A 23214-nucleotide genomic window follows, 5' to 3' on the forward strand; every position below is an offset into this window, starting at 1 on the left:
TAAATACGCAAACAGAGGTTTCACCATGTTAGCAATCGTCGCCTATGCCCTGGGCGTCATGTACACCCCTGGGCCTGTGAACCTGCTTGGTTTGAACGTTGGCATCAATGGCCAGGGCAGACAATCGGTAGGATTTTGCCTTGGTGTAGGCACCGCGATGCTGGCGTATTTATTGGTATTGGGTTGGGCGGGTGCTGCATGGATCGACGATGAGGCGCTGGTGGTAGTCAGCGCGCTAGGCTGCAGTTATATCGTTTATCTCGCGATCAAGCTTGCCCGCTCAAGCGCGGATTTAAGTTCACTAGACAATGCCCCTCGGCTACTCAATTTTCGGGATGGGCTGGTCATGCAGTTGCTGAATCCGAAAGCCATTTTGGCCACCCTGCCCATTGCCACACTGCAGTTTCCTGCCGCTGACATTCATGGGCTTAGTTTAGTGTTTTGGGCATTCGGGCTGTCGATGTTAGCCGCAGGCGCCCCCGGTAGCTATATCGTGATTGGCAGCGCGGTAGGCAGCCGTGTTAAGAGCACTGCAATCGTTAAGGGCTTTAATTGGTTAATGGCTGGGTTGCTGGTAGTAGTGGCGGTTTCGATAAGCGTAGAGCATGTATGGCTGCCGCTTACTGCCCGAAACTGATGCCCAGCCGTAGTGCTTGTAGGCTATCAAATTCGACCGTGACATCATCAGAAAACAGAGGGTGGCCCTGCACTGCCAAATCTAGCGTTGCTTGAGAGCCGCGATAAGTCACGGTGACAGCGATGTCTGCAGAGGTGCTAACCGGCGCCAGCACATCATACTCAACGTTATCGATGCTAACAGCGGAGAGGCCACGGTCATCCAGCTGTTCTTGGATTTCCCGCTCAACGACAACACCGTAATAGAAGTAAATGCCCGCGTAGCCAAGCGCTACTATGACGATTAGTGAAAAGAGCTTTCCCATTGTTTCTCTCAGTTTTATAGAATCTTGAAGGGTGACAGCGGATTGCTGGGCTGAAACCGGTGGCGGCGCCTCGCTGTGCGAGCATCGCCCATCAGCGACTCTGGGAGATTATCATCATCCGGGTTAAAACTGGTGTTCTTCACTCACCTCCCTACACGCCCTGACGCTTTCGGCCAACTCACTCACCAGGCCATGCACACGCTCTACGGCTTCATCAGGCGTGTTGGCATTTTCGATACAGTCGACGAGCGCAGAGCCAACGACGACCGCATCGCTATAACGACCGATGGCGGCGGCCTGCTCGGCGGTGCGAATACCAAAACCGACGGCGATGGGCAGTTCAGTATGTTTACGAAGCCCGGCTACTGCGCCTTCCAACCGTTCTGGCGTGGGCGCACTTCCACCAGTGACACCGGCAACGGAAACGTAGTAGATAAACCCGGAGGCGTTCGCCAGCACCTTGGGCAGGCGCTTGGCATCGGTGGTCGGCGTGGCCAGGCGGATAAAATCAATGCCGTGTTGCGCCGCTGGCTGGCAGAGCTCTTCGTCGTGCTCGGGCGGCAGGTCTACCACGATCAGGCCATCTACTCCGGCCTTGGCGGCATCGGTCAAGAAGCGCTCGACGCCGTAGCAGTAAATGGGGTTGTAGTAGCCCATCAGCACAATGGGCGTGGTGCTGTCTTCTGTACGGAAGCGGCGCACCATTTCCAGCGTTTTGGCTTGGGTCTGCCCATTATTCAAGGCACGCAGCGCGGCTTTCTGGATGGCGGGGCCATCGGCCATCGGGTCGCTGAACGGCATGCCGAGTTCGATGATATCCACCCCCGCTTTTGGCAGCCCGTGCAACAGGCGGCGGGATGTCTCGGCATCCGGATCGCCAGCGGTGAGGTAACTCACCAGCGCCGGGCGGTTTTGCTGCTTGAGCGCAGCAAAGCAGTTTTCAAGACGAGAGGTATGGGTCATGACGTTCTCCTGTGTCGCGCTCATAGCTGTTTAACCCCGAATTTTTCACCCAGGTGATGGGCGACGCTCATCATGTCCTTGTCACCACGCCCGCTGAGGTTGACCACCATTAAGTGCTCGCGGGGCAGGTTGGGGGCGCGCTTGGCCACTTCGGCCAGGGCATGAGCGGTCTCCAGGGCGGGGATAATACCTTCCTGTTGACAGCAAATTTGAAAGGCTTCCAGCGCTTCGTCGTCGGTGGCAGAGACGTACTCGACCCGCCCCTGCTCATGCAACCAGGCGTGCTCTGGCCCAATGCCGGGATAATCCAGTCCGGCGGAAATCGAGTGGGCGTCGATAATCTGGCCATCTTCGTTTTGCAGCAAGTAGGTGCGATTGCCGTGCAGCACGCCGGGGGTGCCGCCGTTCAGGCTGGCTGCATGCAGGCCGCTTTTCACGCCCTTGCCACCCGCTTCTACGCCAATCATCTTCACGTCGAGGTCATCCAGGAACGGGTGAAACAGCCCCAAGGCGTTTGAACCGCCACCAATGCAGGCCACCAGAGAATCCGGCAGGCGACCCTTCTTTTCCAGCATTTGGGCGCGGGTTTCATGGCCGATCACGGCCTGAAAGTCACGTACCATGGCCGGGTAAGGGTGTGGCCCCGCCACGGTGCCAATGATGTAGAAGGTGTCGTCGACATTCGTTACCCAGTCGCGCAGCGCTTCGTTCATAGCGTCTTTTAGCGTGCCGGTGCCCGAGGTAACAGGGATCACTTCCGCGCCCAGCAGCTTCATGCGGAATACGTTGGGCTGCTGACGCTCGATGTCGGTGGCGCCCATGTAGATGACACAAGGCAAACCAAAGCGCGCCGCAACGGTCGCGGTGGCAACGCCGTGCATGCCTGCGCCGGTTTCCGCGATGATGCGTTTTTTGCCCATCTGCTTGGCCAACAACACCTGACCAATGCAATTGTTGATCTTATGCGCGCCGGTGTGGTTGAGTTCTTCGCGTTTGAGATAAATACTCGCACCGCCGAAGTGCTCGGTCAGCCGCTCGGCAAAGTAGAGCGGGCTTGGCCGACCCACATAATCACCCTGAAAATAGGCCAATTGGCGCTGGAATTCGGGGTCGTTCTTGGCAGTGGTGTATTCGTCTTGTAGCTCTAAAATCAGTGGCATCAGCGTTTCAGCGACAAAGCGGCCACCGAAGCTGCCAAACAGGCCATTGGCATCGGGCAGGCTCTTGGATACATCGACAGGTTGATTCATCGCGACCTCTGAATGCGTTATCGAACTGTTCAGTAAAAACAGCTCAGTGAAAAACAATGAAATGAAAGTAGCGCAAGCAGGCCGGGATAAAAATCGATAAGATGTCAGCAACACGTGAGTTAAAATCAACTATCAGCAGGATAGCCCATGCAACACAGCATGCCGCCGCTTAGCGCCTTGCGCGCCTTTGAAGCCACCGCCCGTTTGGGTAGCGTGACCGCCGCTGCCGATGAGCTAAACGTGACTCACGGCGCGGTCAGCCGCCAGCTAAAGAGTCTGGATGACCATTTTGGTGTCGCGCTTTTTGCCAAAGCGGGCCGAGGTATAGCGCTTACGCCACATGGCGAAAAGCTGCAAATCGGTGTGGGAGAGGCGTTCGACCGTCTCAAGGATAGTTGCGCAGCGCTCAAACGTGATGTGGAAGAAGCCCCCTTTACTCTCGCCTGCCCTGGCAGCCTGCTAGCACGCTGGTTGATTCCCCGCCTGGATCGCCTGCACCGCGAGCTGCCTGAGCTCAAGCTAAAAGTCGTGGTGAGCGAAAGCGAACAGCCGGGTACGCAAACGGATGCCAGCGCCACCCTGGCGTTTGCCGAGCCTCCCTGGCCTGCGGGTGTTGAGGTATTCGAGCTGATGGCGGAGCAGATATGTGCAGTAGCAAGCCCGCAGCTGGCGGCCCAGTGCGATGCGACCAACCCCGAATCACTGCTTGCCAATAAGCTTTTATATACATCCTCGCGCCCCCAGGCGTGGCCGCAGTGGGCCAGTGCCAAGGAACTAGAGCTGGCACAGCTTGAAGCGGCGCTAAGCAAAGGCCAGGGGTTCGATCACCTTTACTACTTGATGGAAGCGGCAGTGGCGGGCCTGGGTATCGCCATCGCGCCGCGGCTATTGGTAGAAGACGACCTGAAGAGTGGCAGGCTGGTGGCCCCCTGGGGAAGTATTCAGACTCCTGCGCGCCTGTGCCTGTGGTTACCCAGCCAAACCAACGTTCTCACTCAACCCCGCCGTAGCGAGCCGCTGGCGGAGTGGCTCAAGCGGGAGTTGATAGTGCCTAGAGCAGAAGCTGAAAAAGAAACGCTACAAGTTCTTCAAAACCAAGATTTAATGCAGCAAATCATGGCTTCCTCCGATACTCACAATCGGGGCTAAAGCTGCCAATTTTGCTCATTAAACAGACTGTTCTACCGATGCGATGACAAAACTATTTATATTTTGCCATCGGCGAGCATGACGATCAGTCCTGATGATATTTATTTGATAAAAAGCAACATGCTACCCCTTCTGCACTATCAAATAAGTATGCAACTCCGGATACTGGTCGTACTCCAGATGTCTGCACACCGCGCCTAGCGTAATCAGCAGGGACAAGAAGCCGCTGGTACCAAGCGTGGAGTAGTAAATTTCTGGCCCCATGAAGCTATCGGTGTGCTCACCGGGTTCGTCGGTACCCCCGAAAGAGAAGAGCAGTACCCCACCCTTATTCAGGCTTCCGATAAGTTTGGTCATCACGCTTTCCTGCAGCGCTAGCGGAATATGCCAAATGCTGTCCCAGGCGGTGATAAAGTCGTATTTTTCCGGCGGCTGCCATTGGCAAATATCCTGATGGTGAAAGGTCACGTCAGGGTGCTTCTGCTTAGCGAGGCGCAGCATTTCATCGGATATATCCACGCCTTCAGGCGTAAAACCTTCTTGTTGCAAGAAGTCGATAAAGCGGCCGGTACACCCACAACCCATATCCAGCGCCCTGCCCCGATTTTTCACAAACAAAAGCGCCCTTTTGTGCGCCTCTATGCCGTTAGCGAAATTGAATTTTTCGCTTTGCCAAAGGTGAGTGATCTGATCGTAGGCGCTGCCAATATCAGTAGGTGTCATAGGTGGCCTATAGGATAAAAAGTGGAGACTTAGTGACTCTATCACCCACTCAAGCGTTCGCGGTTATTGGCCACCATTTCAGCCAGAAAGTCTGCCACGGCCCGAATGCGGCCTGACTGGGTAAGATCCGTCTGGATAACGAGATAGATGGGCTGATCTACGCCAATATCCGTAGCGACACAGACAAGCCCGGCCTCCCTGGCCAGAAAATGTGGCAATACCGCTATCCCCAGCCCCGCTTTGGCCGCCGCTAGCTGGGTCGCCAGCGAGGTGGTGGTTAGCGCCGGGGCCCGCCCTTGCAGAACCCGCTCAACCCACTGGGCGGCAGGCAGGTGCGCTTGCATGTCTCCCCAGGTAATAAAGGCGTCGCTGTCGTAATCGCCCGCGTCATGATGAATCTCACGCTGGGCCACATAACTGGGGCTAGCATAAAGCCCAAAACCCAGCGAGCCGAGGCGCCGAAGGGTGGCATTGCCCCGCTCGGGCTTAACCATTCTAAGCGCCAAGTCAGCGTCACGACGGTGCAGATTAACGGTGGTGATATCGGTCACCAGCTCAAGTGTGATGCCGGGGTACTGAGCATAAAACTGTGGCAATGCAGGCAGAATCAACGACGTGGCTAGGTTTTCAGCCGTAGCCAAGCGCACCCTACCGCTCAGTTGCGTAGCAAGTGCGCCTCCGCTGGAGAAGGCAGCTGCGGCGGCTTCCAGCGCTTCGGCTTTTTCGATTAGCCCGGCCCCTTCCTCGGTAAGCTGATAGCCCGACTGCTGACGAACGAACAACGGAAGCTTTAAGGCTTTTTCGAGCCGCTCGATACGCCGGGAGAGCGTCGCGATCCCCAGATGGAGTTCCGCTGCCGCGCCACTCAAAGTGCCATGGCGAGCCACCGCCAGAAAGGCTCGTGTGTCATCCCATACCCAACCACGGGGCATCTGGTTTTCAAAACTGGAAAACGGCTTACCGAAATCGTTAATTTTTTTCATTATTGGATAGTGCCACGCTGTTATTGCGCGTTTCAACAAGCGCTCGAAAACGGCTCACGATCTCTTGATGGGCCATGGTTTCTTAAGTCATTACAGGAGACATAGCATGCAAACACGTACACTCGGCACCGACCTGACCCTCTCTGCCATTGGCTTAGGCTGCATGGGAATGAGCGAGTTCTACGGCCCCCGAGACGATAGCGAGTCGCTTCGGGTGTTGGCCCGGGCAGTGGAGCTGGGCATCGACTTTTTTGACACGGCGGATATGTACGGGCCACACCATAACGAGGAGCTGATTGGCCGTTTTCTTGCCAGCCATAAGCCAAACGTACGTATCGCCACCAAATTTGGCATTGTTCGTAACCCTGGTGAGTATCAGCGTCGCCTGGATAGCAGCGCCCAGTATGCCCGCCAAGCTTGCGAGGCGTCGCTGAAGCGGCTGGGCATCGAACAAATCGATATCTACTACGTTCACCGCGTTAACCCGGAAACCCCTATTGAAGAGACCATGGAGGGCTTAGCCCAGTTGGTGGCAGAAGGAAAAATCGCCCACATTGGCCTCTGCGAAGTCAGCGCTGATACCTTGCGCCGTGCCCATGCGGTGTACCCGGTTACCGCCGTGCAAACCGAGTATTCGCTGTGGACGCGGGACGTGGAGCAAGCGGTACTGCCCACCTGCAAGGAACTCGGCATCGGCTTCGTGCCCTACTCACCTCTGGGCCGGGGCTTTTTGACGGGCAGATTTCAGGATACCAGCGATTTCGGCGAAGGTGATTTTCGTTCTAACCTACCGCGCTTCTCTGAACAGGCCCTGGACACTAACCGCCGAATCGCAGAGGTGATTGGTGACATGGCGTCACTCAAAGGCTGCACCCCTGCGCAGCTCTCGCTGGCCTGGCTACTTTCCAAAGGCGACAACATTGTACCGATCCCTGGCACAAAGCAGTTGCGCTATCTTGAAGAGAATGCGGCAGCGGCATCCATCCAATTAACCATCGATGAGCAGGAACAGCTCGAAGCGGCCACTGCACGCCTTCCGGTCATCGGCGAGCGCTATACACCGGAAGGCATGAAGGGGGTGAATGCGTGAGGAGCGGCTTGGGCCTAGCTACTGAATGATCTCGCCAATCGAACGTTTGCCATCCAGCAGCAGGTACTCCTGGTTTACCAAATCGGGCTTTTGCACAGCGTGAAGTAGCGCATGGGAAACGTTGGCGCGGGAGATTTGGTTGTCGCCTGCTTCCTCCAGTGAACTGGCAAACCGCTGACTGGCGGCTTCGTCGGTCAACCGCCCTGGCTTGAGAATGACGTAGGGAAGTCTGCTATTGCGAAGGTGAGCATCGGCGGCAAATTTTGCGGCCATATAGGGGCGCATTTTCTCGGGCGCGTCCAATGGCTGTTCTGCCCGCATGGCGCTAATCATTATGTAGCGGGAGAGACCTTTTTGCTTGGCGATATCGGCGGTACGAATGGCACCGAACAGGTCGATCATTAGGGTTTTGTCTGGACCGGTATGAGGGCCTGAACCCGCGGTAAAGACCACTTGGTCACAGCCATCAAAGGCGTGCTCAAACTCGCCTTCTAAATCAGCTACCACGGTATCGATGCCGTGCTCTTTGAACCAGGCTGCCTGCCCTTCACTGCGAATCATCGCCTTGATGGGCGTGCCCGCTTTTTGGGCTAGCTCGCAAAACTGCTTGCCAATCTGTCCGTTCGCGCCAATCACTAACGTTGTCATAACGACTCCTTGTGAATTACCTATTTACTGTGGATGCAGGCACCCAGGTAGAATTTCAAGGCAATGAGCAGGCCGCTCTCCCAATAGACCAAACTCTACTTGGTGATGTTCCCCTTACGCGACAACCCCAAACACTCGCCCTATCGCGGAGGTTAACGCCATCGCAAGGCTGCCCCAAAACATCACTCTTGCGGCAGCTTTTAACATCGGCGCGCCACCTACTCGAGCAGCGATGGCACCCAACAAAGCCAAAAAAAGCAATGAAAACAGCGCTACCAGAGGAGTCAATAATGATGATGGTGCCCACCAGGCGACCAATAGTGGCAAAAGCGCGCCCGCGGTAAAGGTCGCTGCTGATGAGAGAGCGGCCTGGAGGGGGCGAGCCTGACCAGTATCGGTGATACCAATCTCATCTCTTGCATGAGCGCCTAGAGCGTCGTTCGTCATTAATTGCTCTGCGACTTGACGTGCCAATTCAGGCTCTAAGCCACGAGTGATGTATATGTCGGCAAGTTCTTCCTGCTCAAGTTCGTAATGTTCCGCCAGTGCTTTACGCTCAATGTTGAGATCGGCGTGCTCAGTATCGGCTTGCGAGCTGACCGACACATACTCACCCGCCGCCATCGACATAGCGCCAGCCACCAAGCCAGCAACGCCTGCCAGCATGATATCGCTCTGCGCTGTGCTTGCCGCTGCAACGCCGAGGATGAGGCTACTGGTGGACACAATGCCGTCGTTGGCGCCTAGCACTGCAGCACGAAGCCAGCCTGAACGGTGAGACCGATGATGCTCTGTATGAATCATGGAATTAATACCATCCTGAGTATGCCTAATCGCTGACGTTTAAATGCGCTTAGCTCCTTTAGAGCCTAGCAGGTCTTAGACATGGGCGTTGGGCACTTGTTGTCTAGCCACTCGGCAATTTAAGTTTGTCCGGTTGTCTTCCAGGAAATAGGCAAAGTCATTGGTAAAGCGCCTATCTACGTTGGATTAGGCGACGTTGAATGCCTGTTTGGCTTTCATTATGCAATCCGTGTAGGGTTATTAAACAGGCATTCAACGAAAGGAATTCCCATGCAACGCCGTTTACTGGTTACGTCAATAACCCTGGGCCTTTTCGGTGGTGCTGCCACCACTGCGCTGGCGGAGTCCACATCGCTGGAAGAGCAGCTCAAAGAGCTTGAGTCATTTCAGGTAATTGCTCATCGAGGCGCCAGCGGGCATGCGCCGGAAAGCACGATGGCGGCCTACGAACTGGCCCACGAGTGGGGCGTCGATTACTTGGAACTCGACGCTCAAATCACTTCGGACGGTGAGGTGGTGGTGTTTCATGACGACACTATCGGCCGCACCAGTGACGGCGAAGGCGAGATCAATGATTACACGCTGGAAGAACTCAAGGCTCTGGATACCGGCACGTGGTTCAATGAGCAAAACCCTGACAGTGCCGATACGGCCTTTGAAGGTGCGCAGATACTTACCCTTGAGGAGTTATTGGAGCACTTTGGGCACGATGCACGCTACTACATAGAAACCAAGTCGCCGCAGTTGAATCCCGGCCTGGAAGAGGCATTGGTAGCACTGCTGGAAGAGCACGATTTGATCGAGAGTGGTCGCGTTCTGGTGCAATCGTTTGAGCAAGATAGTTTGCTGAAAGTGCACGAATTAAACGAGAACATCCCGCTTATTCAACTGGTCTGGTATTACCCCAGCGAAGAAAAAAATGGGCGATTGGTGGAGTGGACGGACGTGACGCCGGGGCCAGAAGAGATCACCGATGGAGACTTCCAGGCAGTGGCGGATTATGCGGTCGGTTTGGGCACCAATTTCATTTACGAAGGCGAGGAAGTGATTGACGCTGACTTCATCCGTCAGGCGAACGACAACGGCCTGCCGGTCCATGTCTACACCATCAATGAAGCTGATGAAATGGAGCGTTTGATGGAAATGGGCGTCAACGGTCTTTTCACCAACTATTCTGATCGTCTGCTCGAACTCGTAGAGTAAGACCGCCTATAAACACTCAGCACGCCCAGCCTTGGCTGGGCGTTTTTGGTGAATCGCTTTACGCTCTGAAGTCAGCGGCCAAGTCGAGTTGCGTCACTACCTGCTCCACTCGTTTACGGTCGTCCCCTTGTAGTGCTTTAAGTGGTTGAGGCAAGCAGGGTTGGCTGACCTTGCCGGTTAACTCTGCAATGGTGGCGGCTACCCGCAAGCTGCCACCATATTCACGATAAAGCGCCCATAACGGCTCAAGCGCACTGGAAAGCGCATTGGCCTGCTGGGTATCTCCCGCTTGGGCAGCCCGAGTCAGTGCCAGTGCTGTGCAGGGATAGAGCCCGCCGATAACGGAGTACCACGCATCGCAGCCGGCGTTTAGCCCTGTAGCGGCGGCCGGGTCGCCGCTGATGCCTATGGTGACCTCTGAAGGAATGAGCGCACGCAGCCGCACCACACGCTCGCGCGCTTTCTCGCTATCATTCACTACTGGCGGGATCTTGATAGAGCGCACCTGTGGCAATTGAGCAATACGCCCGTGCAGCTCATCGCTGAAATCAAAATGGGTGGTGCCGGGATTGTCATACACGCATAGCGGAACACTCAATGAACGGCTGACGGTGGCAAAGAGATCGTACACTTCATCGTCGGTCAGCTTTTGATAGGACACCGGTGCCAATAATAGCCCACTGGCACCGGCTTGCTGGGCACGTTCCGCATTAGCCAGCACATCGCGGGTACGTAATGCACCTATGCCTACGACTACAGGCACAGTCCCGGCGTTTGCGACACTGAGACTGGCCACACAGGCGCGCTCTGCAACGCTTAAATAGGGGTAGTTGCCGGTCGATCCCAGCACGCCAATAGAGTCCACACCAGCTGCGGCCAAGTGCTCCACTAAGTGAATAAACTCACGCTCTTGAATGCCGTGTTCGTTCATGGGAGTTAGCGGGAATGCACTCAAGCCGGTGAACATGGCGGATGATCCTTTTAGAATGGCAGAGGAAGATTTTCAAACGAACTTAATGAAATGAGTATCGCACAGACGCTTAGCCATTAAGTACAAGCTCTCATCAGCGCCGGAAAGTATAAGCCAATCAAAATGGACAAAGTTAATGAAAAAATAAAAAAACAACCGCCACCAAGAACCTTCGCTCTTCTTTAACATAGCTACCTGTTATTTTTTTTGAATTGATGTAGTGTTTGTGTCCGTGCCGTATCGCTACGACACAGTTTTTTGGTGCCTATCCCTTAGTTAAACAAAGGGCACTGAATATAAAAAACAACGCCGATAGACCGCGAGGGAGAACACGTCATTAACTCATACACCGATAAAGTACAAGATAGAACTGCATCGTGCATGAACCTGGCGTTCATCAATCAACCAGTAAGATACCGCCCATGCCTTCACCTGTCTTGAGCGGTTCTCTCATGCGATTGGCGTTACTGGCAATGGTCACCCTCATGTTGCTGGTGATGCTCATTTTCACATGCACAAATGCCATCGCTCGAGAAGCCCCTCTTTTTTTAGTCGCCCATCCTGACGTCGCCACCCGCTGGTTGAATCGCGATACTACCCGCGCGATTTTTGCGATGCGTCAACGCACATGGCCGGATGGTCAAGCTGTCAGGGTTTACGTTTTAAATAACAGTGATTCCGTGCATGCTCGCTTCACCAAAGAGCAGTTAGCGGTATATCCGCACCAGCTTCAGCTAGCCTGGGATCGCATGGTCTTCTCGGGGACCGGCCAAGCCCCAGACCGCGTCGCTGACCAAGCAGAGATGCGCGAGCGCGTTGCCACGACACCCGGCGCCATAGGTTACCTTGAAAGGGAGTATCTGGATGATAGTATCCAAGTTATCTCAATGGAATGAGCATCGTACTGTTACCGCTCTGTTAGGCATTGCCATATTAGGGGTGCCTACCCACGCCCATAGTAATGAAAACGTTATGGATACCCTGCAGATGCATGGCTTTCTTAGTCAGGCATTAGTCGTTACTGATGATAACAATTTTTTTGGTCCCAGCAGCCAAGATGAAGGTAGTTCCGAGTTCACCGAAATCGGTCTCAACGTCTCATTACGCCCTCATCAGGATGTGTTACTGGCCGCACAAATGCTAAGCCGACGTGCAGGTGGCGATAGCAGCGACGCTTATCCAGAGCTCGACTATGGCCTTATTGATTACCAAATGGTTTCCGATCAGCAGCGCACTTTTGGTATTCAGCTAGGCAGGATTAAAAATCCGTTTGGGTTCTATAATCAAACACGCGATGTGGCGTTTACACGCCCTAGCATACTGTTACCTCAATCACTTTATTTTGACCGGACTCGTTCATTGGCTCTAACAGGAGATGGAGTAACGTTATATCTGGAAGAGCGATTGGATAACGGCGTTATAAGAGGTCAGCTTGGTTTAGGAAAACCCCAGGCAGATAAAGACCTAAATCAGACGCTTCGGTTGCATCGTATACGGGGCTCTTTCGATCCGCAGCAATCTGCTATTGCACAAGTACGCTATGAGCATGATGCAGGACGTATCGTTGCGGCTCTCAGCCATGCCAATGTCAGATCCCAAATAGATACCTATTCCCCCAACGTGAGTGATGGAGATTTTTATTTCAGGCCCTGGGTTTTTTCGTTGCAGTACAATCAAGAACTCTGGAGTGTAACGGCCGAGTATGCACTGCGCCACTCAGGGTTAAAAAATTTCAATCAACCGGCTTTAAATTTCGATACGACCGGTGAAAGTTGGTATGTGCAGTATACGCGGCGCTTTTATAACGATTGGCAGTGGCTAATCCGTTATGACAGCTTAGTCAGTAACCGTGATGATGCTTCTGGTAAAGCCTTTGAAGCTAGTGGTCTGGGGCCTGCTCACTCTCAGTTTGCAGATGATTTAACCTTTGGCTTGCAGTGGACGCCGCATCCTCAGGTAATGCTGGCAGGCGAATACCATCATGTGGATGGTACTGGTTGGCTGCCTGCTCAGGACAACCCGGATCCATCAGCGACCAGCCGACGCTGGAACATGTGGTTGTTCCAGTTATCGCTGCGTTTCTGATCTATTACTGATCCTGGCTAGGATACTACTGCGATGAAGATACCCGCCCTTTTTCAAACCCCACAGCGCCTTAGTCTGACCTGGCGTGTTATCGCATTGAGTAGCCTACTGCTTTTAGCATTAGTTAGCCTATTTACTTGGCTGGGCCACGAGAAACTCACCCGCCAGTTTCAGGAAAGCCGAAGCCAGCATCATGAACGTCAACAGCGTGAAATTCATTTAGCGTTAACGCGTTCCTCCGAGAATTTACGTCAATTAGCCGGATTGACCGCTGCTTCAGCAAGTTTAGGCTCACCTTTACAAGCAGGAAATACCATTGATGTGGAGCAAGCGCTGGATTCACAGTGGCCTGCACTCCAGCTTGAGGCGGGAATCGATGAGATTCTAATCGTTAATTCTCGTGGTCAAGTCTTGGGCAAATGGGGCTCCGGAGATGCAGAAGCACAGCTACCTATACTCAGTTGGGTGCAACGAGTCATGAATACCGAACGGCCACTAACCACGCTCCGCTGTGCCGTTAGCTGCCAACAATTTGCTGCAGTGCCGGTACTGGTAGAGGGGGAAAGTGTTGGCATGGTCTTGCTGTCCCGCTCATTAGCGGATGTCACTCGGCAGGCGAAAGAAGTCTCTGGCAGCGAAGTCGCGTTACTGGTCACAGGCGCTGTTGAAGACAGTGAAGGCCGTAATGTAACGGCTCAACGACAACTGAAGGCATGGAATGGGCATCTGCTCGCACTTACCAATGAAGAACAAAGCCTGGCACCGTTACAGCGAGCAGCAGAAGCCGCGCCAGTGGACCGCCTGATAGAAGCACCGATACGCTTTGAGCATACTGGCCGGCATGTGGAGCTTAGCGCCGCACGCATGGTGGAGAGCAGCGAGCGCAACGATAATGGTTACTTCCTGCTGATATCGGATATTACCAGCCAAATTAATGCCATCCATAACGATACACGCACCCTATTGTTCGTTGGTGTGCTTGGCTGGATTGCCGCTGAATTACTACTGCTCGTCATACTGCTTGGCCCCATGGCACGGCTGCGAAGAGTCGCAGGCTTGCTACCCATACTGGCGAGTGGGCAATTTAGCGATATACGCTCCGCCCTTCCCAATCACCGCCATCGCATTGCAGACGAGATAGATATACTCGAAGTCACCACGCTTGAGCTTTCTCATCAACTTGAAAGGTTGGAAAGCGAAGTACAAGAGCGCGGCAAACAGTTAGCTGAGCGTATTGATGAGCTGGCCAATGAGCGTGATTTCGTCAATAGCTTACTGGATACCGCCCAGGTATTTATCGTTGCCCAAGACAGCGCAGGACGCATCAGCCTCGTCAATGAGTACACCCAATTGATGTTAGGAATAAAGGAGGCTTCCCTGCTTGGGCGCAATTTTTCAGATGTCTTCGAGGCTGGTGTCTTTACAGCGAATACCGTTGATCTTCCTCAACAAGAAGAGAAAACGCTGCGCACCCCTGATCATCATCTGCACACTATCGCTTGGTATCATGCGCCTTTGCATACAGGTAACGAGGAACCGGTATCGCGCATTTCCGTTGGCCTCGATATCACCGAACGCAAGGCCGCCGAAGCGCGGCTAACTTGGCTTGCCGAGCGAGACCCGCTGACCGAGCTATACAACCGGCGCTACTTCCAACATGCACTGCAAATCGCCATTGAACGCTCTGCCACTGCAAAAGGGGCGGTACTGCTGCTGGACTTAGATCAGTTTAAAGAGGTTAACGAGCTGAGCGGCCACCATGTGGGCGACAAACTGTTGCGTGAAGTGGCCGATACACTTTTCCATAAGCTAGGCCGCCGTGGCGTCATCGCCCGCTTAGGGGGTGACGAATTTTCGCTGCTACTCGAAGATACCAATGCCGACCAAGCAGTAACAGTCGCGCAATATATCGTTCAGCTGCTAGACGATATCGGCTTTGTGGTCGGAGAGCGGCGGCATCGCGTGACGGCGAGTATTGGTATTGCGCTGTTCCCCACCCATGGCAATACACCTGCCGATCTGATGGCGAGCGCTGATGTGGCTATGTACAAAGCGAAAGAGAGTGGTCTTCAGCACTGGCACCTTCTTTCTAAAGCTGAAAATGCCAAAGATGAGCTGCAGGATCGCGTCTACTGGGTTGAGCGGATACGCAGTGCGCTTGAAGAAGACAGTTTTGAGCTAATGGTTCAACCTATCATTAGGCTAGAAGACCAAGACATAAAACATTACGAAGTACTGCTGCGAATGCGCAACGCAGATGGCAGCCTGGTTTCTCCCGCACACTTTATTCCTATCGCCGAACAGAGCGGTCAAATCGTGTTGATTGATCGTTGGGTAGTGCGGCACAGCTTAAAAGCCCTCAGCCAACTGCAGGATCGAGGCATTACGTTTGCAGTTAACCTTTCTGGCCAGTCCTTGCATGATGAGGGGCTAAAGCAATATCTAGCCGAGGAAATAACCGCCAGCGGCGCTGACCCTCACCATTTAATACTGGAAGTGACAGAGACCGCAGCGGTTACCGACTTCTCTGCTGCACGCGGTGTATTACAAGCCGTACGCAGCCTAGGGTGTCGTACCGCTCTGGATGACTTTGGTGTTGGTTTTAGTAGCTTTCACTACCTTGGGCAGTTACCCGTTGATTACATTAAGATAGACGGCTCTTTTATTCGCAGTTTGTTAATTAGCCCTGACAGTCGCGTTATCGTTCGCGCAATAGCGGATATAGCCAAAGGATTTGGCAAGCAAACTATTGCCGAGTTCGTTGACCAAGAAGCATTGCTGCCTATATTAAAGGGCTACGGAATAACGTATGGGCAGGGGTACCATTTAGGTAAGCCTACCAAGCTTACCGAAGATTTTCTTGGAATAAATTATTTATAATAGAAGCAGTTTAAATTTCACTCTTTGACTAAAAGGATAGCGCGTGATGTCATCACCTCGTATAGCAAAAAACAGGGAAGCACCTTCAGCATTATTGGAAAGGTTTATTCAAGATTTTAAATTTAAACTGTGTATCACTGAGCAGGAAAAGCATAAAGTTTACCGTTTAAGGCATGACGTTTACTGCGAAGAGCTGCAATATGAAGAACCGACCGACCCTTACAACAAGCTCGAATATGATATCCATGATCAAAACTCTATTCATTGCTTGATTGAACATCGCAGAACCGGCTTAGTGGCCGGATGTGTGCGAGTCGTCATTCCAAAGCCTTCTAGCCCTCAGCCGCTAAACCAGCTTCCTTTACAGACGTATGGTAGCCAAAGCCTAACTCATCCGGAATTCCATCCCGAAAAGCTGGCTATAAATAGTTACTATGAGATTTCTCGCCTTGCCGTTAATCCTCTATTCAGAGCAAAAGCAAAAGAAAAAGACATTTTAGCAAACACAAGCGCTACTACCTGTTTTTCCGTAGAGGAAAAGCAGCTATTTCCATTACTGGCAAGCGGGCTATTCATTACAGGTTATTCGTTAGGAAAGCAGCTAGGTAAAATACAGGTTTTTGCCATGATGGAACCTAGCCTGCCTCGGCTTCTCGCGCTAACAGGGTTTCACTTCACTAAAGTAGGAGAAACTATTAACTTTCATGGTAGAAGAAGCGCCTACTATATAGATAAGCAAAAAGCAGAAAGTGGTTTAAAGAAAACGTTGCTACCCTTATATTTGCACATACAACAAACTCTCGCCCCTCAGTTAGAAGAAATGCTGGCCCAAGAAACCAGCATTTCTCTTACCATGTAAATAAAAATGCCTATTATAAACATAGAACCTAGGCTTCGGCGCACAGCGTCTAGGCTTCGGCGGTTAAGCTCCCACGATCATCTAAAGCGTTCGAACGCTTAAAATCATTAACCGTAACGCTGGTAAATTTCTCCAAGAAAAATACTAGCGTTTCGGGATATCTAAAGCGCTCTACAAAGCGCTCTTGACCTTCTTGCGAACGCCGCGTCACGCTTGCTTGATAGCCGCTGTTAGATTTTGTCACTTTAACGCTATTTTCTCGAGCACCATCACTGGTAACAGCGGTTAGGGAAGAATTACTCGTTAGTAGGGCATCAAGCTGCTGGGCAGCCGTGTGTTCTTCTTCAGTCGCCCATAGAGGTTGATCGCGATCCCCGTAGTGGTAAAGCATAATTACCAACATGACGGAAAAAATACTGCTGGTAAGCATCCAGGTTAATAAAACGCTCGATAGCGGTGTGGTGAGCATTACAACTAACTGAAGCACAATACCCACCGCTAGTACGCCCGCCAACGGCCTCCACATACGCGGGTTCATAAACCGCCGCTTCAGGGTATACCCCCACAGCCCAATCACGGCTAATGCGCCCACCAGCAAATACACGGGAGAGAGCAGTGTCCCGCCACCTGCTAATAAGGCGATGACACCGATGATAAGCATCACTGTGTAGAAAGCTGCTAATAGGCGGTAAGCGCGGTCTAGATTCATCAGTCAATCTCCATGCTTAATGGCCGGTGTCATGAGTGGTGTACCGGCCTTTGTTTTTATCGGCGATGGTTCCCGTCATACTTTATGCAGTATAGGCAATGTTGTGACTTCTACACGCCACGCCAATGGTTTAATTTAAATTTGCATTAAAGCCCCTGGGCGCCCCGACGCAGCCAATCATGAACAAATGCCAGCTTGCGACGAGCGTTTTCAGAAAGCACAAAAGGATAGAGGTCCGGCAAGCCCATAGAGCGGTTAACATGATTAACGCCCACGGTGAGCGCCGCTGCCACGTAAATCAAGCGATCAGCATCTGGCTCCGCATAAGGCTCCCACTGATGACTGGGCAGCTCTGGTGAAGAGAGATCGGATGCTGCAAAGCTATCGGCAATATCGGTTAAATGCAGCAAGTGAGCAGCCGTCTCGGCCCAATCCTCATGAGGGTGTGCAGATGCGTAAGTGGTTAAATAACGCTCTTTCCAATCGGGGGGCGGTCCGTTTTGATAGTGGTGCTGGAGCGCGGCGGTGTAATCCTGGCGCTCGTCACCAAACATTTCCCGGAAAGCGGCAAGAAAATCTTCACGCAAGCTAAGCCGCCACCAAAGCATGTGCGATATTTCATGGCGCATGTGGCCAATCATGGTGCGATAAGGCTCTTCTAACGCCTCACGCCGCGTTGTCACCAGAACAGGATCTACCTCGGCCACGCTGATGGTGACGACACCTTCAATGTGCCCCATGGGCACGGGCTTTTTGCCTTCCGCTAGAAGATGAAAAACCGGCGGCGCGCCTGGGTCTTCGGGACGGAACCAGTGCCAGCGGCCCAGGTTATCCAGCACCCAGCGCTTCGCCGCTTCAGTTTGGGCCCAGTTCGGAATCGCGTTAGGAAGACTGGGGTCGGGCGCCAGCGCAGTCATCGCACAAGAGCGGCAAAAAGCGCCCTGTTCGGGGGCTATCCAATTACAGCCGATGATGTCTCGATTAATACAGAACGGCGGCATAGGCACAAAAGCCCGGGCCTGGGGATCATAGGCGACGGGGACACCGTCAGCCGTCGTAAGATTGTCGAACCAAAGAGAGCCGGAGCCGACGGGGTTAGCAAATACGCGCATGCGGTGGAGCTCCTGAAAACGAGGAAAAGAGATCATCAAATAAACCGTTGAGCTTTCTCTTCTCCAAAATCCTAATAAAAAGTGTGCTGCGCTTATTTCTTCGTTGCAATACTGTTCATTTCAAAGCCATTTCATTTCAATGCTATTTCATTTCAAAACCACGCTTGATCAAGAAATCACGCATATGTGGGCGCAGTTTGGTATCGAAAAGTGGCATAAGATTATGTGACCAATCGGTATCTTTATTACTGCTGCTACGGGCTTGGTAGTAAGCCTGCATGGTGGCATCAAAACGTTTCACCTGCTCACCGTCTTCAGTGTAGTAGTCTTCTTTAAGAATCGCTTCCACTGGTAGGCGCGGTTTCACTTCAGGATCATGCTCTGGGTAGCCAAGACACATACCAAACACGGGATAAACATGCTCAGGTAGGCGTAATAGATCACTAATTGCTTGGGGATTATTACGTATGCCGCCGATATAACAGATACCCAGCCCTTCAGATTCAGCCGCCACTGCAACGTTTTGCGCCATCAGCGCCGTATCTACCGTCGCCACTAACAGTTGTTCAGTCATGCCGCGCACTACGTTCGCACCAGTCTGCTCAGATGCCTCAGTAGGCCGTTTCATATCGGCGCAAAACACCAAAAAGTCGGCACAGGTAGCGATGTATCCTTGCCCTCCCGCCAGTTCCGCAATCTGTTCGCGATTAGCCTGATTTTTAACATGGATAACGGTATATGCCTGAACATGGCTGGACGTAGCAGCGCCTTGTCCGGCCTGGATAAGCTCAATTAGCAACTCCCGTGGGATCTGGCGGTCGCTGAATTTACGGATCGAACGGTGGGATTTAAGTAACTCAATAACGTCGTTCATGGTACCTCGTCTTGGCATATTGGCTGTCGCTAGTAAGCGCTAGAACCACCTAGCATAACTACCTTATCCTATCGGCTATGCCGAAGCCTCACCAGCTTCTGCCAGCATCGAATGCCAATCGCTCTTCTGCCGGTGGGTGAACCATGGCTATCTTTTAAGTGTCCTCTTTTTAGTGCCGTGGCTCCGATTCTCTTTGTTGTTTTTTGCTCCAGCGCTCCAGCAGTAGATACACCATGCACGCCAGCCCCAGCGGGAACAAAAAATAGAGCGCACGATAGCCGATCAAAGCAGCGATAATCTCGCTCGTGGACACTTGATGTTGCAACAAAGCGATGAACACAGCTTCAAGCACACCCAGGCCTGCGGGAATATGGGTTACCACACCCGCAATACTGCTGACAAGAAGAATCCCGAGGATAGTAGGATAGAAAACGCCCTGGGGTAGCAGTAGGTAGACAAGCGCGGCCATCAAGGACCAATTAACCGCGCCCAGCAACATCTGAAGCAGAGCTAGTCGTAGCGAAGGGAGAACGATTTCATGACCCCGCCATTGCCAGGTGCGCCGCCGTGAATAACGACACGCTGACAGATAGAAAAGGCAAACAAGCAATAACCCCGCCCCAATGAGCTGCAACCCTAGCGTGCCAACTTGCCAGTGCTCAGGCAACTCAATCAGCCTAAGCGTAAATAGCGTTCCGGCAAGCAGCATATAGCCCAGCCAATTGGTGGTTAAGCTCACACTCAGCACACGCGTCACGGTCGCCACTTTAAGGCCAAACTTTGTGTATAGCCGATAGCGCAAGGCAATGCCGCCAACCCAGGCGCCCAGATTGAGGTTAAAGGCGTAGCATACGAAGGCTAACGGCAGCACCTGCTTAATCGGCAACTCATGGCCGGTATAAAACTTGCCCAGCAGATCGTAACTGCTGAAGACGGCAAAGCTTGCGGCAGTAATGCCCAGCCCCATCATGACCAGGGCGGGACTATAGCCGCGCAGCGTTTCGATGACGGCCTGCCAGTCCATGTTCTGGACCAGTGAAAATAACAAGATCGCGACCACCATAAAGAGCAGCAAAGTGACGCCGTGCTTCAGCCAACGACCCCAGGCACTGCGCAGTTTAGCGCTCGCTTTTTTGCTGTTTGACTGCATCCGGCTCACTCCTGTGCACGCTTGGGCTTCCGCGACCTAGGCGCCAACGTTTCCATTCGAGCCACATGAGCGGGTAACCATCCCATTCGCTTAGGAAAATGACGCAGGAAATGAAAACTCACGAACATAAGCGGCGCCCGCCACCAACGACCTTTTTCCGCGGCTTCGGTTGTTATCCTCTTACAACTGCTCTCAATAAGCTCAGATAGGTGTTTATGGATCTGTTGGTTGAGCCCAGCGTCGCGAACGAACAGATTGGCTTCCAGGTTCAGTGACAGGCTGAGTGGATCGAGATTGCTTGATCCCACCGTTGACCATTCATGATCAACGATCGCGATCTTTCCGTGTAAAGGATGCTCGGTATACTCGAAAATACTGATGCCCTGCTGCAACATATAGCTGTAAAGCGAGCTGGAGAACATTCTAGCCCAGGGCATATCGGGGCGGCCCTGCAAGATCAGCGTGACGTTAACGCCCCGTCGCGCCGCGTTTTGCAATTCATGAAAGAGACGATAACTGGGAAAGAAGTAGGCATTGGCAATGACTAGATGTGACTGCGCCGAACGAAATGCTTGGAGATAATGCTCTTCGATATCATTACGATGAAGGCTGTTATCACGAATGGCCAGCCTTATAGCGGCGCTGCCAGTGCGGGGAGGCAACGCCCGAATCTGCGGCAGTTCCTGTACCGCCTGATGCTCTACCAGTAGCGCTCCAGCAGCATCACGAATGTCCTTTACAATCGGTCCTCGCACCCGTAAGCCATAATCTTGCTTACCCATGGCATATTTATCGGGCAGGTGATCGGCGCCGAAGTTAATACCGCCGATAAAAGCCACATCGCCATCCACCACGACAATCTTACGGTGAAGACGGCGAAACAGGTTAGTACGCATACCGAACAAGCGCGGTTTGGGGTCATAAACATGCAGGTGAATACCAGCGTCTGTCAGCTCTGTTATATAGTCGTTGTCCAGATCCGCCGTCCCATAGCCGTCTACCGTGACGTCTATACGTACTTGCCTAGCGGCAGCGTCAAGTAGGGCCTCCTTTAGCTCCCGCCCCACTTCATCGTTGAAAATGATGAAGGTTTCAATCAATACTTCTTCGCGAGCCGAACGAATGCAGTCAAATACGCTATTAAAATACTGACTTCCATTGATTAATAATTCGGCTTCGTTACTTTCCGTCCATTGGAAATTCACAAGCATATCTCGGCAATGAGTGGTACGTGATCAGACAGGTGAGTCCAGGGCTTTCGAGACAATGCGCGGGGGTTACGCACTGAAACGTTACGCACATAGATACGATCAAGGCGCAGCAGCGGCCAGCGCGCCGGAAACGACTTCGCTGGGTGACCATAATGGCGCACGAATGCTTCAAACAGCCCACATTCCGCCAGCACATGGTCTGCCTGACGCCGCCAGTCATTGAAGTCTCCCGCCACAATAACCGGCTCGTTATCCGGTAGGGTGTCGAGCAGTTCACACAGTAGCTTCATTTGCGCTAGGCGATGCCCCTGACGTAGCCCGAGATGAACGCAAACGGCATGTACTCCACTGTGGCCAGGCACATCCAGTTGGCAATGCAGCAGGCCACGTTTTTCGGTGTCCTGAATGGAGACATCCTTATTGTCGTACTGCAGTATCGGGTAGTGGGATAACAGCGCGTTGCCATGATCGCCATTTGGGTAAACAGCGTTACGACCATAGGCAAAGTCTGGCCATAACGTGTCAGCGAGGTATTCGTACTGGGGCACGCTGGGCCAATCATGAAAGCGAACTGCATGTTTTCGGTGCTCGCCTATCACTTCCTGAAGAAAGACCAAGTCTGCAGATAGGGTCGTTACCGCCTCACGTAGTTCCGGCAGAATATGACGTCGATTAAATACATTGAATCCCTTGTGCACATTGAGCGTCATGACCTGTAACGACGCGACAGGCGTAATAAGGCGTGACTGTTTTGTTGCAGACTCCTTAGCTGCAGACTGTTCCTTGGCGCTCACCGAACACTCCCCTTCTGCTCCATGACATGGCCCATAGGGCAACCCATCAAGGAAAAGCGTAGCAGGAGAGCCTTGGTCTTGCCTTTTACCGGCCTCTTCTTGGCGCCAATGGCAATCGCTGGAGAGCAACGCGACAGAACAAATTACAACAAATGTATTATCGCCCCGCGTATACCGCGTTGATCAACCCATAATTTGCCTAACGTAATGGGAAGCTTAAACCGACGCTTTCCCGCCGCACCTGGATTAAAGAGCAACTTTCCTGACTGGGTTTCGTTGCGAGGTTTATGAGAATGGCCGTGCAGAACGGCATCGCATGGGGTCGATAGGTCAAAATCCGCTAAACGATGAACAAGGTGCAGATGATGGTCATTGACCATAATGTCCTGATGCACCGGCAAGCTCCCCGCCCATGTTGCCGTGTCGATATTGCCCTGCACGCAGTGAACCGGCGCCAGAGCTTCCAGGTGTTCCAAGATCGCTTTGTCCTCTTCTTTGTTGCCCACGTCTCCCAAGTGCAGTATTAGCTCGCACCCTTCCAGCAATTCCACGGCTTCATCACGCAATAGTCCGTGAGTATCTGCAATCACTCCTATTGGGGAGTCAATACTATAACGCGGTATAGGTGAGCTCATTAACAACCTCAGCCGTTATCAAAATAGCAGTATGGTATATGTCAATGAAGCAGCAAAAAATGCAATGGTTAGAGTCAACAGACTTGATTTTCTATAGCTGACCCCACAATTTAATGTAAGTTAACTCTCTTACAGTCAAAGCCAAAACTACACATCGTACTTTCAATTCACTGGATAACCT

23 protein-coding genes are annotated in these 23214 nt (G+C 52.7%); 8 read left to right on the forward strand and 15 right to left on the reverse strand.

Annotated elements, in window-relative coordinates; genetic code table 11:
• Positions 1 to 25: 25 nt before the first annotated feature.
• Positions 26 to 637, forward strand: coding sequence for a LysE family translocator (locus HZS80_RS11455; protein WP_179916142.1), 612 nt, complete (start codon positions 26 to 28; stop codon positions 635 to 637).
• Here HZS80_RS11455 and HZS80_RS11460 read toward each other — a convergent pair.
• The 3 genes from HZS80_RS11460 to trpB form a co-directional block, all read right to left on the reverse strand.
• Positions 621 to 941 carry a hypothetical protein gene (locus HZS80_RS11460; RefSeq protein WP_179916143.1) on the reverse strand — a complete coding sequence of 107 codons (321 nt, stop codon included), beginning with the start codon at positions 939 to 941 and terminating at the stop codon, positions 621 to 623. The two genes, HZS80_RS11455 and HZS80_RS11460, sit on opposite strands and share 17 nt — an antisense overlap.
• A 123-nt stretch (positions 942 to 1064) precedes the next feature.
• A complete protein-coding gene (trpA, locus tag HZS80_RS11465) occupies positions 1065 to 1904 on the reverse strand; it encodes a tryptophan synthase subunit alpha (RefSeq protein ID WP_179916144.1) in 840 nt (279 codons plus the stop codon).
• Positions 1905 to 1924: 20 nt separating this feature from the next.
• Positions 1925 to 3154 (reverse strand): tryptophan synthase subunit beta, encoded by a 1230-nt coding sequence (gene trpB, locus HZS80_RS11470; RefSeq protein ID WP_179916145.1) that lies wholly within the window; start codon positions 3152 to 3154, stop codon positions 1925 to 1927.
• Between the two features lie 147 nt (positions 3155 to 3301).
• On the opposite strand from trpB, the gene HZS80_RS11475 reads away from it, so the two are divergent.
• Positions 3302 to 4303, forward strand: a complete 1002-nt coding sequence (locus HZS80_RS11475; protein WP_179916146.1) for a LysR family transcriptional regulator — start codon at positions 3302 to 3304, stop codon at positions 4301 to 4303.
• Between the two features lie 123 nt (positions 4304 to 4426).
• On the opposite strand, the gene HZS80_RS11480 is transcribed toward HZS80_RS11475, so the two are convergent.
• Both HZS80_RS11480 and HZS80_RS11485 read right to left on the reverse strand, forming a co-directional pair.
• Positions 4427 to 5026 (reverse strand): class I SAM-dependent methyltransferase, encoded by a 600-nt coding sequence (locus tag HZS80_RS11480; RefSeq protein WP_179916147.1) that lies wholly within the window; start codon positions 5024 to 5026, stop codon positions 4427 to 4429.
• Positions 5027 to 5067: 41 nt separating this feature from the next.
• Positions 5068 to 6009, reverse strand: coding sequence for a LysR family transcriptional regulator (locus HZS80_RS11485; protein WP_179916148.1), 942 nt, complete (start codon positions 6007 to 6009; stop codon positions 5068 to 5070).
• 106 nt (positions 6010 to 6115) lie between these two features.
• Here HZS80_RS11485 and HZS80_RS11490 point away from each other — a divergent pair, with 106 nt between their 5' ends.
• Positions 6116 to 7099 carry an aldo/keto reductase gene (locus tag HZS80_RS11490; protein ID WP_179916149.1) on the forward strand — a complete coding sequence of 328 codons (984 nt, stop codon included), beginning with the start codon at positions 6116 to 6118 and terminating at the stop codon, positions 7097 to 7099.
• An 18-nt stretch (positions 7100 to 7117) separates the two neighbouring features.
• Here the strand turns inward: HZS80_RS11490 and HZS80_RS11495 are convergent, their stop codons facing one another.
• Positions 7118 to 7747 carry an SDR family oxidoreductase gene (locus HZS80_RS11495; RefSeq protein WP_035560410.1) on the reverse strand — a complete coding sequence of 210 codons (630 nt, stop codon included), beginning with the start codon at positions 7745 to 7747 and terminating at the stop codon, positions 7118 to 7120.
• 114 nt (positions 7748 to 7861) lie between these two features.
• Positions 7862 to 8551: a VIT1/CCC1 transporter family protein gene (locus HZS80_RS11500; RefSeq protein WP_179916150.1), complete on the reverse strand. Its 690-nt coding sequence runs from the start codon at positions 8549 to 8551 to the stop codon at positions 7862 to 7864.
• A 270-nt stretch (positions 8552 to 8821) separates the two neighbouring features.
• Between HZS80_RS11500 and HZS80_RS11505 the strand changes: the two genes are divergently transcribed.
• Positions 8822 to 9754 (forward strand): glycerophosphodiester phosphodiesterase family protein, encoded by a 933-nt coding sequence (locus HZS80_RS11505; RefSeq protein WP_035560173.1) that lies wholly within the window; start codon positions 8822 to 8824, stop codon positions 9752 to 9754.
• 58 nt (positions 9755 to 9812) lie between these two features.
• Here the strand turns inward: HZS80_RS11505 and HZS80_RS11510 are convergent, their stop codons facing one another.
• Entirely contained in the window at positions 9813 to 10721 is a 909-nt protein-coding gene (locus tag HZS80_RS11510) for a dihydrodipicolinate synthase family protein (protein ID WP_179916151.1), read from the reverse strand.
• Positions 10722 to 11146: 425 nt separating this feature from the next.
• Between HZS80_RS11510 and HZS80_RS11515 the strand changes: the two genes are divergently transcribed.
• The 4 genes from HZS80_RS11515 to HZS80_RS11530 all read left to right on the forward strand — a co-directional run bounded on the left by HZS80_RS11515 (position 11147) and on the right by HZS80_RS11530 (position 16548).
• On the forward strand, positions 11147 to 11620 hold the full coding sequence (locus HZS80_RS11515) for a type 2 periplasmic-binding domain-containing protein (RefSeq protein ID WP_200897134.1): 474 nt from the start codon (positions 11147 to 11149) through the stop codon (positions 11618 to 11620).
• A 76-nt stretch (positions 11621 to 11696) separates the two neighbouring features.
• Positions 11697 to 12809: a hypothetical protein gene (locus HZS80_RS11520; protein WP_035560162.1), complete on the forward strand. Its 1113-nt coding sequence runs from the start codon at positions 11697 to 11699 to the stop codon at positions 12807 to 12809.
• A 33-nt stretch (positions 12810 to 12842) separates the two neighbouring features.
• A complete protein-coding gene (locus HZS80_RS11525; protein WP_179916152.1) occupies positions 12843 to 15689 on the forward strand; it encodes a bifunctional diguanylate cyclase/phosphodiesterase in 2847 nt (948 codons plus the stop codon).
• Between the two features lie 46 nt (positions 15690 to 15735).
• Complete coding sequence (locus tag HZS80_RS11530) at positions 15736 to 16548, forward strand: PEP-CTERM/exosortase system-associated acyltransferase (RefSeq protein WP_179916153.1); 813 nt, start codon at positions 15736 to 15738, stop codon at positions 16546 to 16548.
• Positions 16549 to 16597: 49 nt separating this feature from the next.
• On the opposite strand, the gene HZS80_RS11535 is transcribed toward HZS80_RS11530, so the two are convergent.
• From HZS80_RS11535 to HZS80_RS11565, 7 genes are all read right to left on the reverse strand, one after another.
• A complete protein-coding gene (locus tag HZS80_RS11535) occupies positions 16598 to 17257 on the reverse strand; it encodes a hypothetical protein (protein WP_179916154.1) in 660 nt (219 codons plus the stop codon).
• Between the two features lie 146 nt (positions 17258 to 17403).
• Complete coding sequence (locus HZS80_RS11540; RefSeq protein WP_035560148.1) at positions 17404 to 18369, reverse strand: zinc-binding metallopeptidase family protein; 966 nt, start codon at positions 18367 to 18369, stop codon at positions 17404 to 17406.
• A 142-nt stretch (positions 18370 to 18511) separates the two neighbouring features.
• A complete protein-coding gene (gene nfsA / locus HZS80_RS11545; RefSeq protein WP_035560145.1) occupies positions 18512 to 19243 on the reverse strand; it encodes an oxygen-insensitive NADPH nitroreductase in 732 nt (243 codons plus the stop codon).
• Between the two features lie 169 nt (positions 19244 to 19412).
• A complete protein-coding gene (locus HZS80_RS11550) occupies positions 19413 to 20393 on the reverse strand; it encodes a lysylphosphatidylglycerol synthase domain-containing protein (RefSeq protein ID WP_179916155.1) in 981 nt (326 codons plus the stop codon).
• Positions 20394 to 20398: 5 nt separating this feature from the next.
• Positions 20399 to 21604 carry a cardiolipin synthase ClsB gene (gene clsB / locus HZS80_RS11555; protein ID WP_179916156.1) on the reverse strand — a complete coding sequence of 402 codons (1206 nt, stop codon included), beginning with the start codon at positions 21602 to 21604 and terminating at the stop codon, positions 20399 to 20401.
• Entirely contained in the window at positions 21595 to 22398 is an 804-nt protein-coding gene (locus HZS80_RS11560) for an endonuclease/exonuclease/phosphatase family protein (protein WP_179916157.1), read from the reverse strand. The genes clsB and HZS80_RS11560 overlap by 10 nt, the downstream gene beginning before the upstream one ends.
• Before the next feature lie 143 nt (positions 22399 to 22541).
• Positions 22542 to 23033, reverse strand: coding sequence for a metallophosphoesterase family protein (locus tag HZS80_RS11565; RefSeq protein WP_179916158.1), 492 nt, complete (start codon positions 23031 to 23033; stop codon positions 22542 to 22544).
• Positions 23034 to 23214 lie beyond the last annotated feature (181 nt).

It is taken from the genome of Vreelandella glaciei (assembly GCF_013415125.1).
Classification (GTDB): domain Bacteria; phylum Pseudomonadota; class Gammaproteobacteria; order Pseudomonadales; family Halomonadaceae; genus Vreelandella; species Vreelandella glaciei.

Coding starts and splice junctions, on each gene's coding strand:
- nfsA (WP_035560145.1), bottom strand. CDS start 19,243: ATGAACGACGTTATTGAGTTACTTAAATCCCACCGTTCGATCCGTAAA.
- trpB (WP_179916145.1), bottom strand. CDS start 3,154: ATGAATCAACCTGTCGATGTATCCAAGAGCCTGCCCGATGCCAATGGC.
- HZS80_RS11475 (WP_179916146.1), top strand. CDS start 3,302: ATGCAACACAGCATGCCGCCGCTTAGCGCCTTGCGCGCCTTTGAAGCC.
- HZS80_RS11515 (WP_200897134.1), top strand. CDS start 11,147: ATGCCTTCACCTGTCTTGAGCGGTTCTCTCATGCGATTGGCGTTACTG.
- HZS80_RS11520 (WP_035560162.1), top strand. CDS start 11,697: ATGGATACCCTGCAGATGCATGGCTTTCTTAGTCAGGCATTAGTCGTT.
- HZS80_RS11510 (WP_179916151.1), bottom strand. CDS start 10,721: ATGTTCACCGGCTTGAGTGCATTCCCGCTAACTCCCATGAACGAACAC.
- HZS80_RS11495 (WP_035560410.1), bottom strand. CDS start 7,747: ATGACAACGTTAGTGATTGGCGCGAACGGACAGATTGGCAAGCAGTTT.
- HZS80_RS11550 (WP_179916155.1), bottom strand. CDS start 20,393: ATGCAGTCAAACAGCAAAAAAGCGAGCGCTAAACTGCGCAGTGCCTGG.
- HZS80_RS11480 (WP_179916147.1), bottom strand. CDS start 5,026: ATGACACCTACTGATATTGGCAGCGCCTACGATCAGATCACTCACCTT.
- HZS80_RS11460 (WP_179916143.1), bottom strand. CDS start 941: ATGGGAAAGCTCTTTTCACTAATCGTCATAGTAGCGCTTGGCTACGCG.
- HZS80_RS11540 (WP_035560148.1), bottom strand. CDS start 18,369: ATGCGCGTATTTGCTAACCCCGTCGGCTCCGGCTCTCTTTGGTTCGAC.
- HZS80_RS11505 (WP_035560173.1), top strand. CDS start 8,822: ATGCAACGCCGTTTACTGGTTACGTCAATAACCCTGGGCCTTTTCGGT.
- HZS80_RS11500 (WP_179916150.1), bottom strand. CDS start 8,551: ATGATTCATACAGAGCATCATCGGTCTCACCGTTCAGGCTGGCTTCGT.
- HZS80_RS11565 (WP_179916158.1), bottom strand. CDS start 23,033: ATGAGCTCACCTATACCGCGTTATAGTATTGACTCCCCAATAGGAGTG.
- HZS80_RS11455 (WP_179916142.1), top strand. CDS start 26: ATGTTAGCAATCGTCGCCTATGCCCTGGGCGTCATGTACACCCCTGGG.
- HZS80_RS11530 (WP_179916153.1), top strand. CDS start 15,736: ATGTCATCACCTCGTATAGCAAAAAACAGGGAAGCACCTTCAGCATTA.
- HZS80_RS11525 (WP_179916152.1), top strand. CDS start 12,843: ATGAAGATACCCGCCCTTTTTCAAACCCCACAGCGCCTTAGTCTGACC.
- HZS80_RS11485 (WP_179916148.1), bottom strand. CDS start 6,009: ATGAAAAAAATTAACGATTTCGGTAAGCCGTTTTCCAGTTTTGAAAAC.
- HZS80_RS11490 (WP_179916149.1), top strand. CDS start 6,116: ATGCAAACACGTACACTCGGCACCGACCTGACCCTCTCTGCCATTGGC.
- trpA (WP_179916144.1), bottom strand. CDS start 1,904: ATGACCCATACCTCTCGTCTTGAAAACTGCTTTGCTGCGCTCAAGCAG.
- HZS80_RS11535 (WP_179916154.1), bottom strand. CDS start 17,257: ATGAATCTAGACCGCGCTTACCGCCTATTAGCAGCTTTCTACACAGTG.
- clsB (WP_179916156.1), bottom strand. CDS start 21,604: ATGCTTGTGAATTTCCAATGGACGGAAAGTAACGAAGCCGAATTATTA.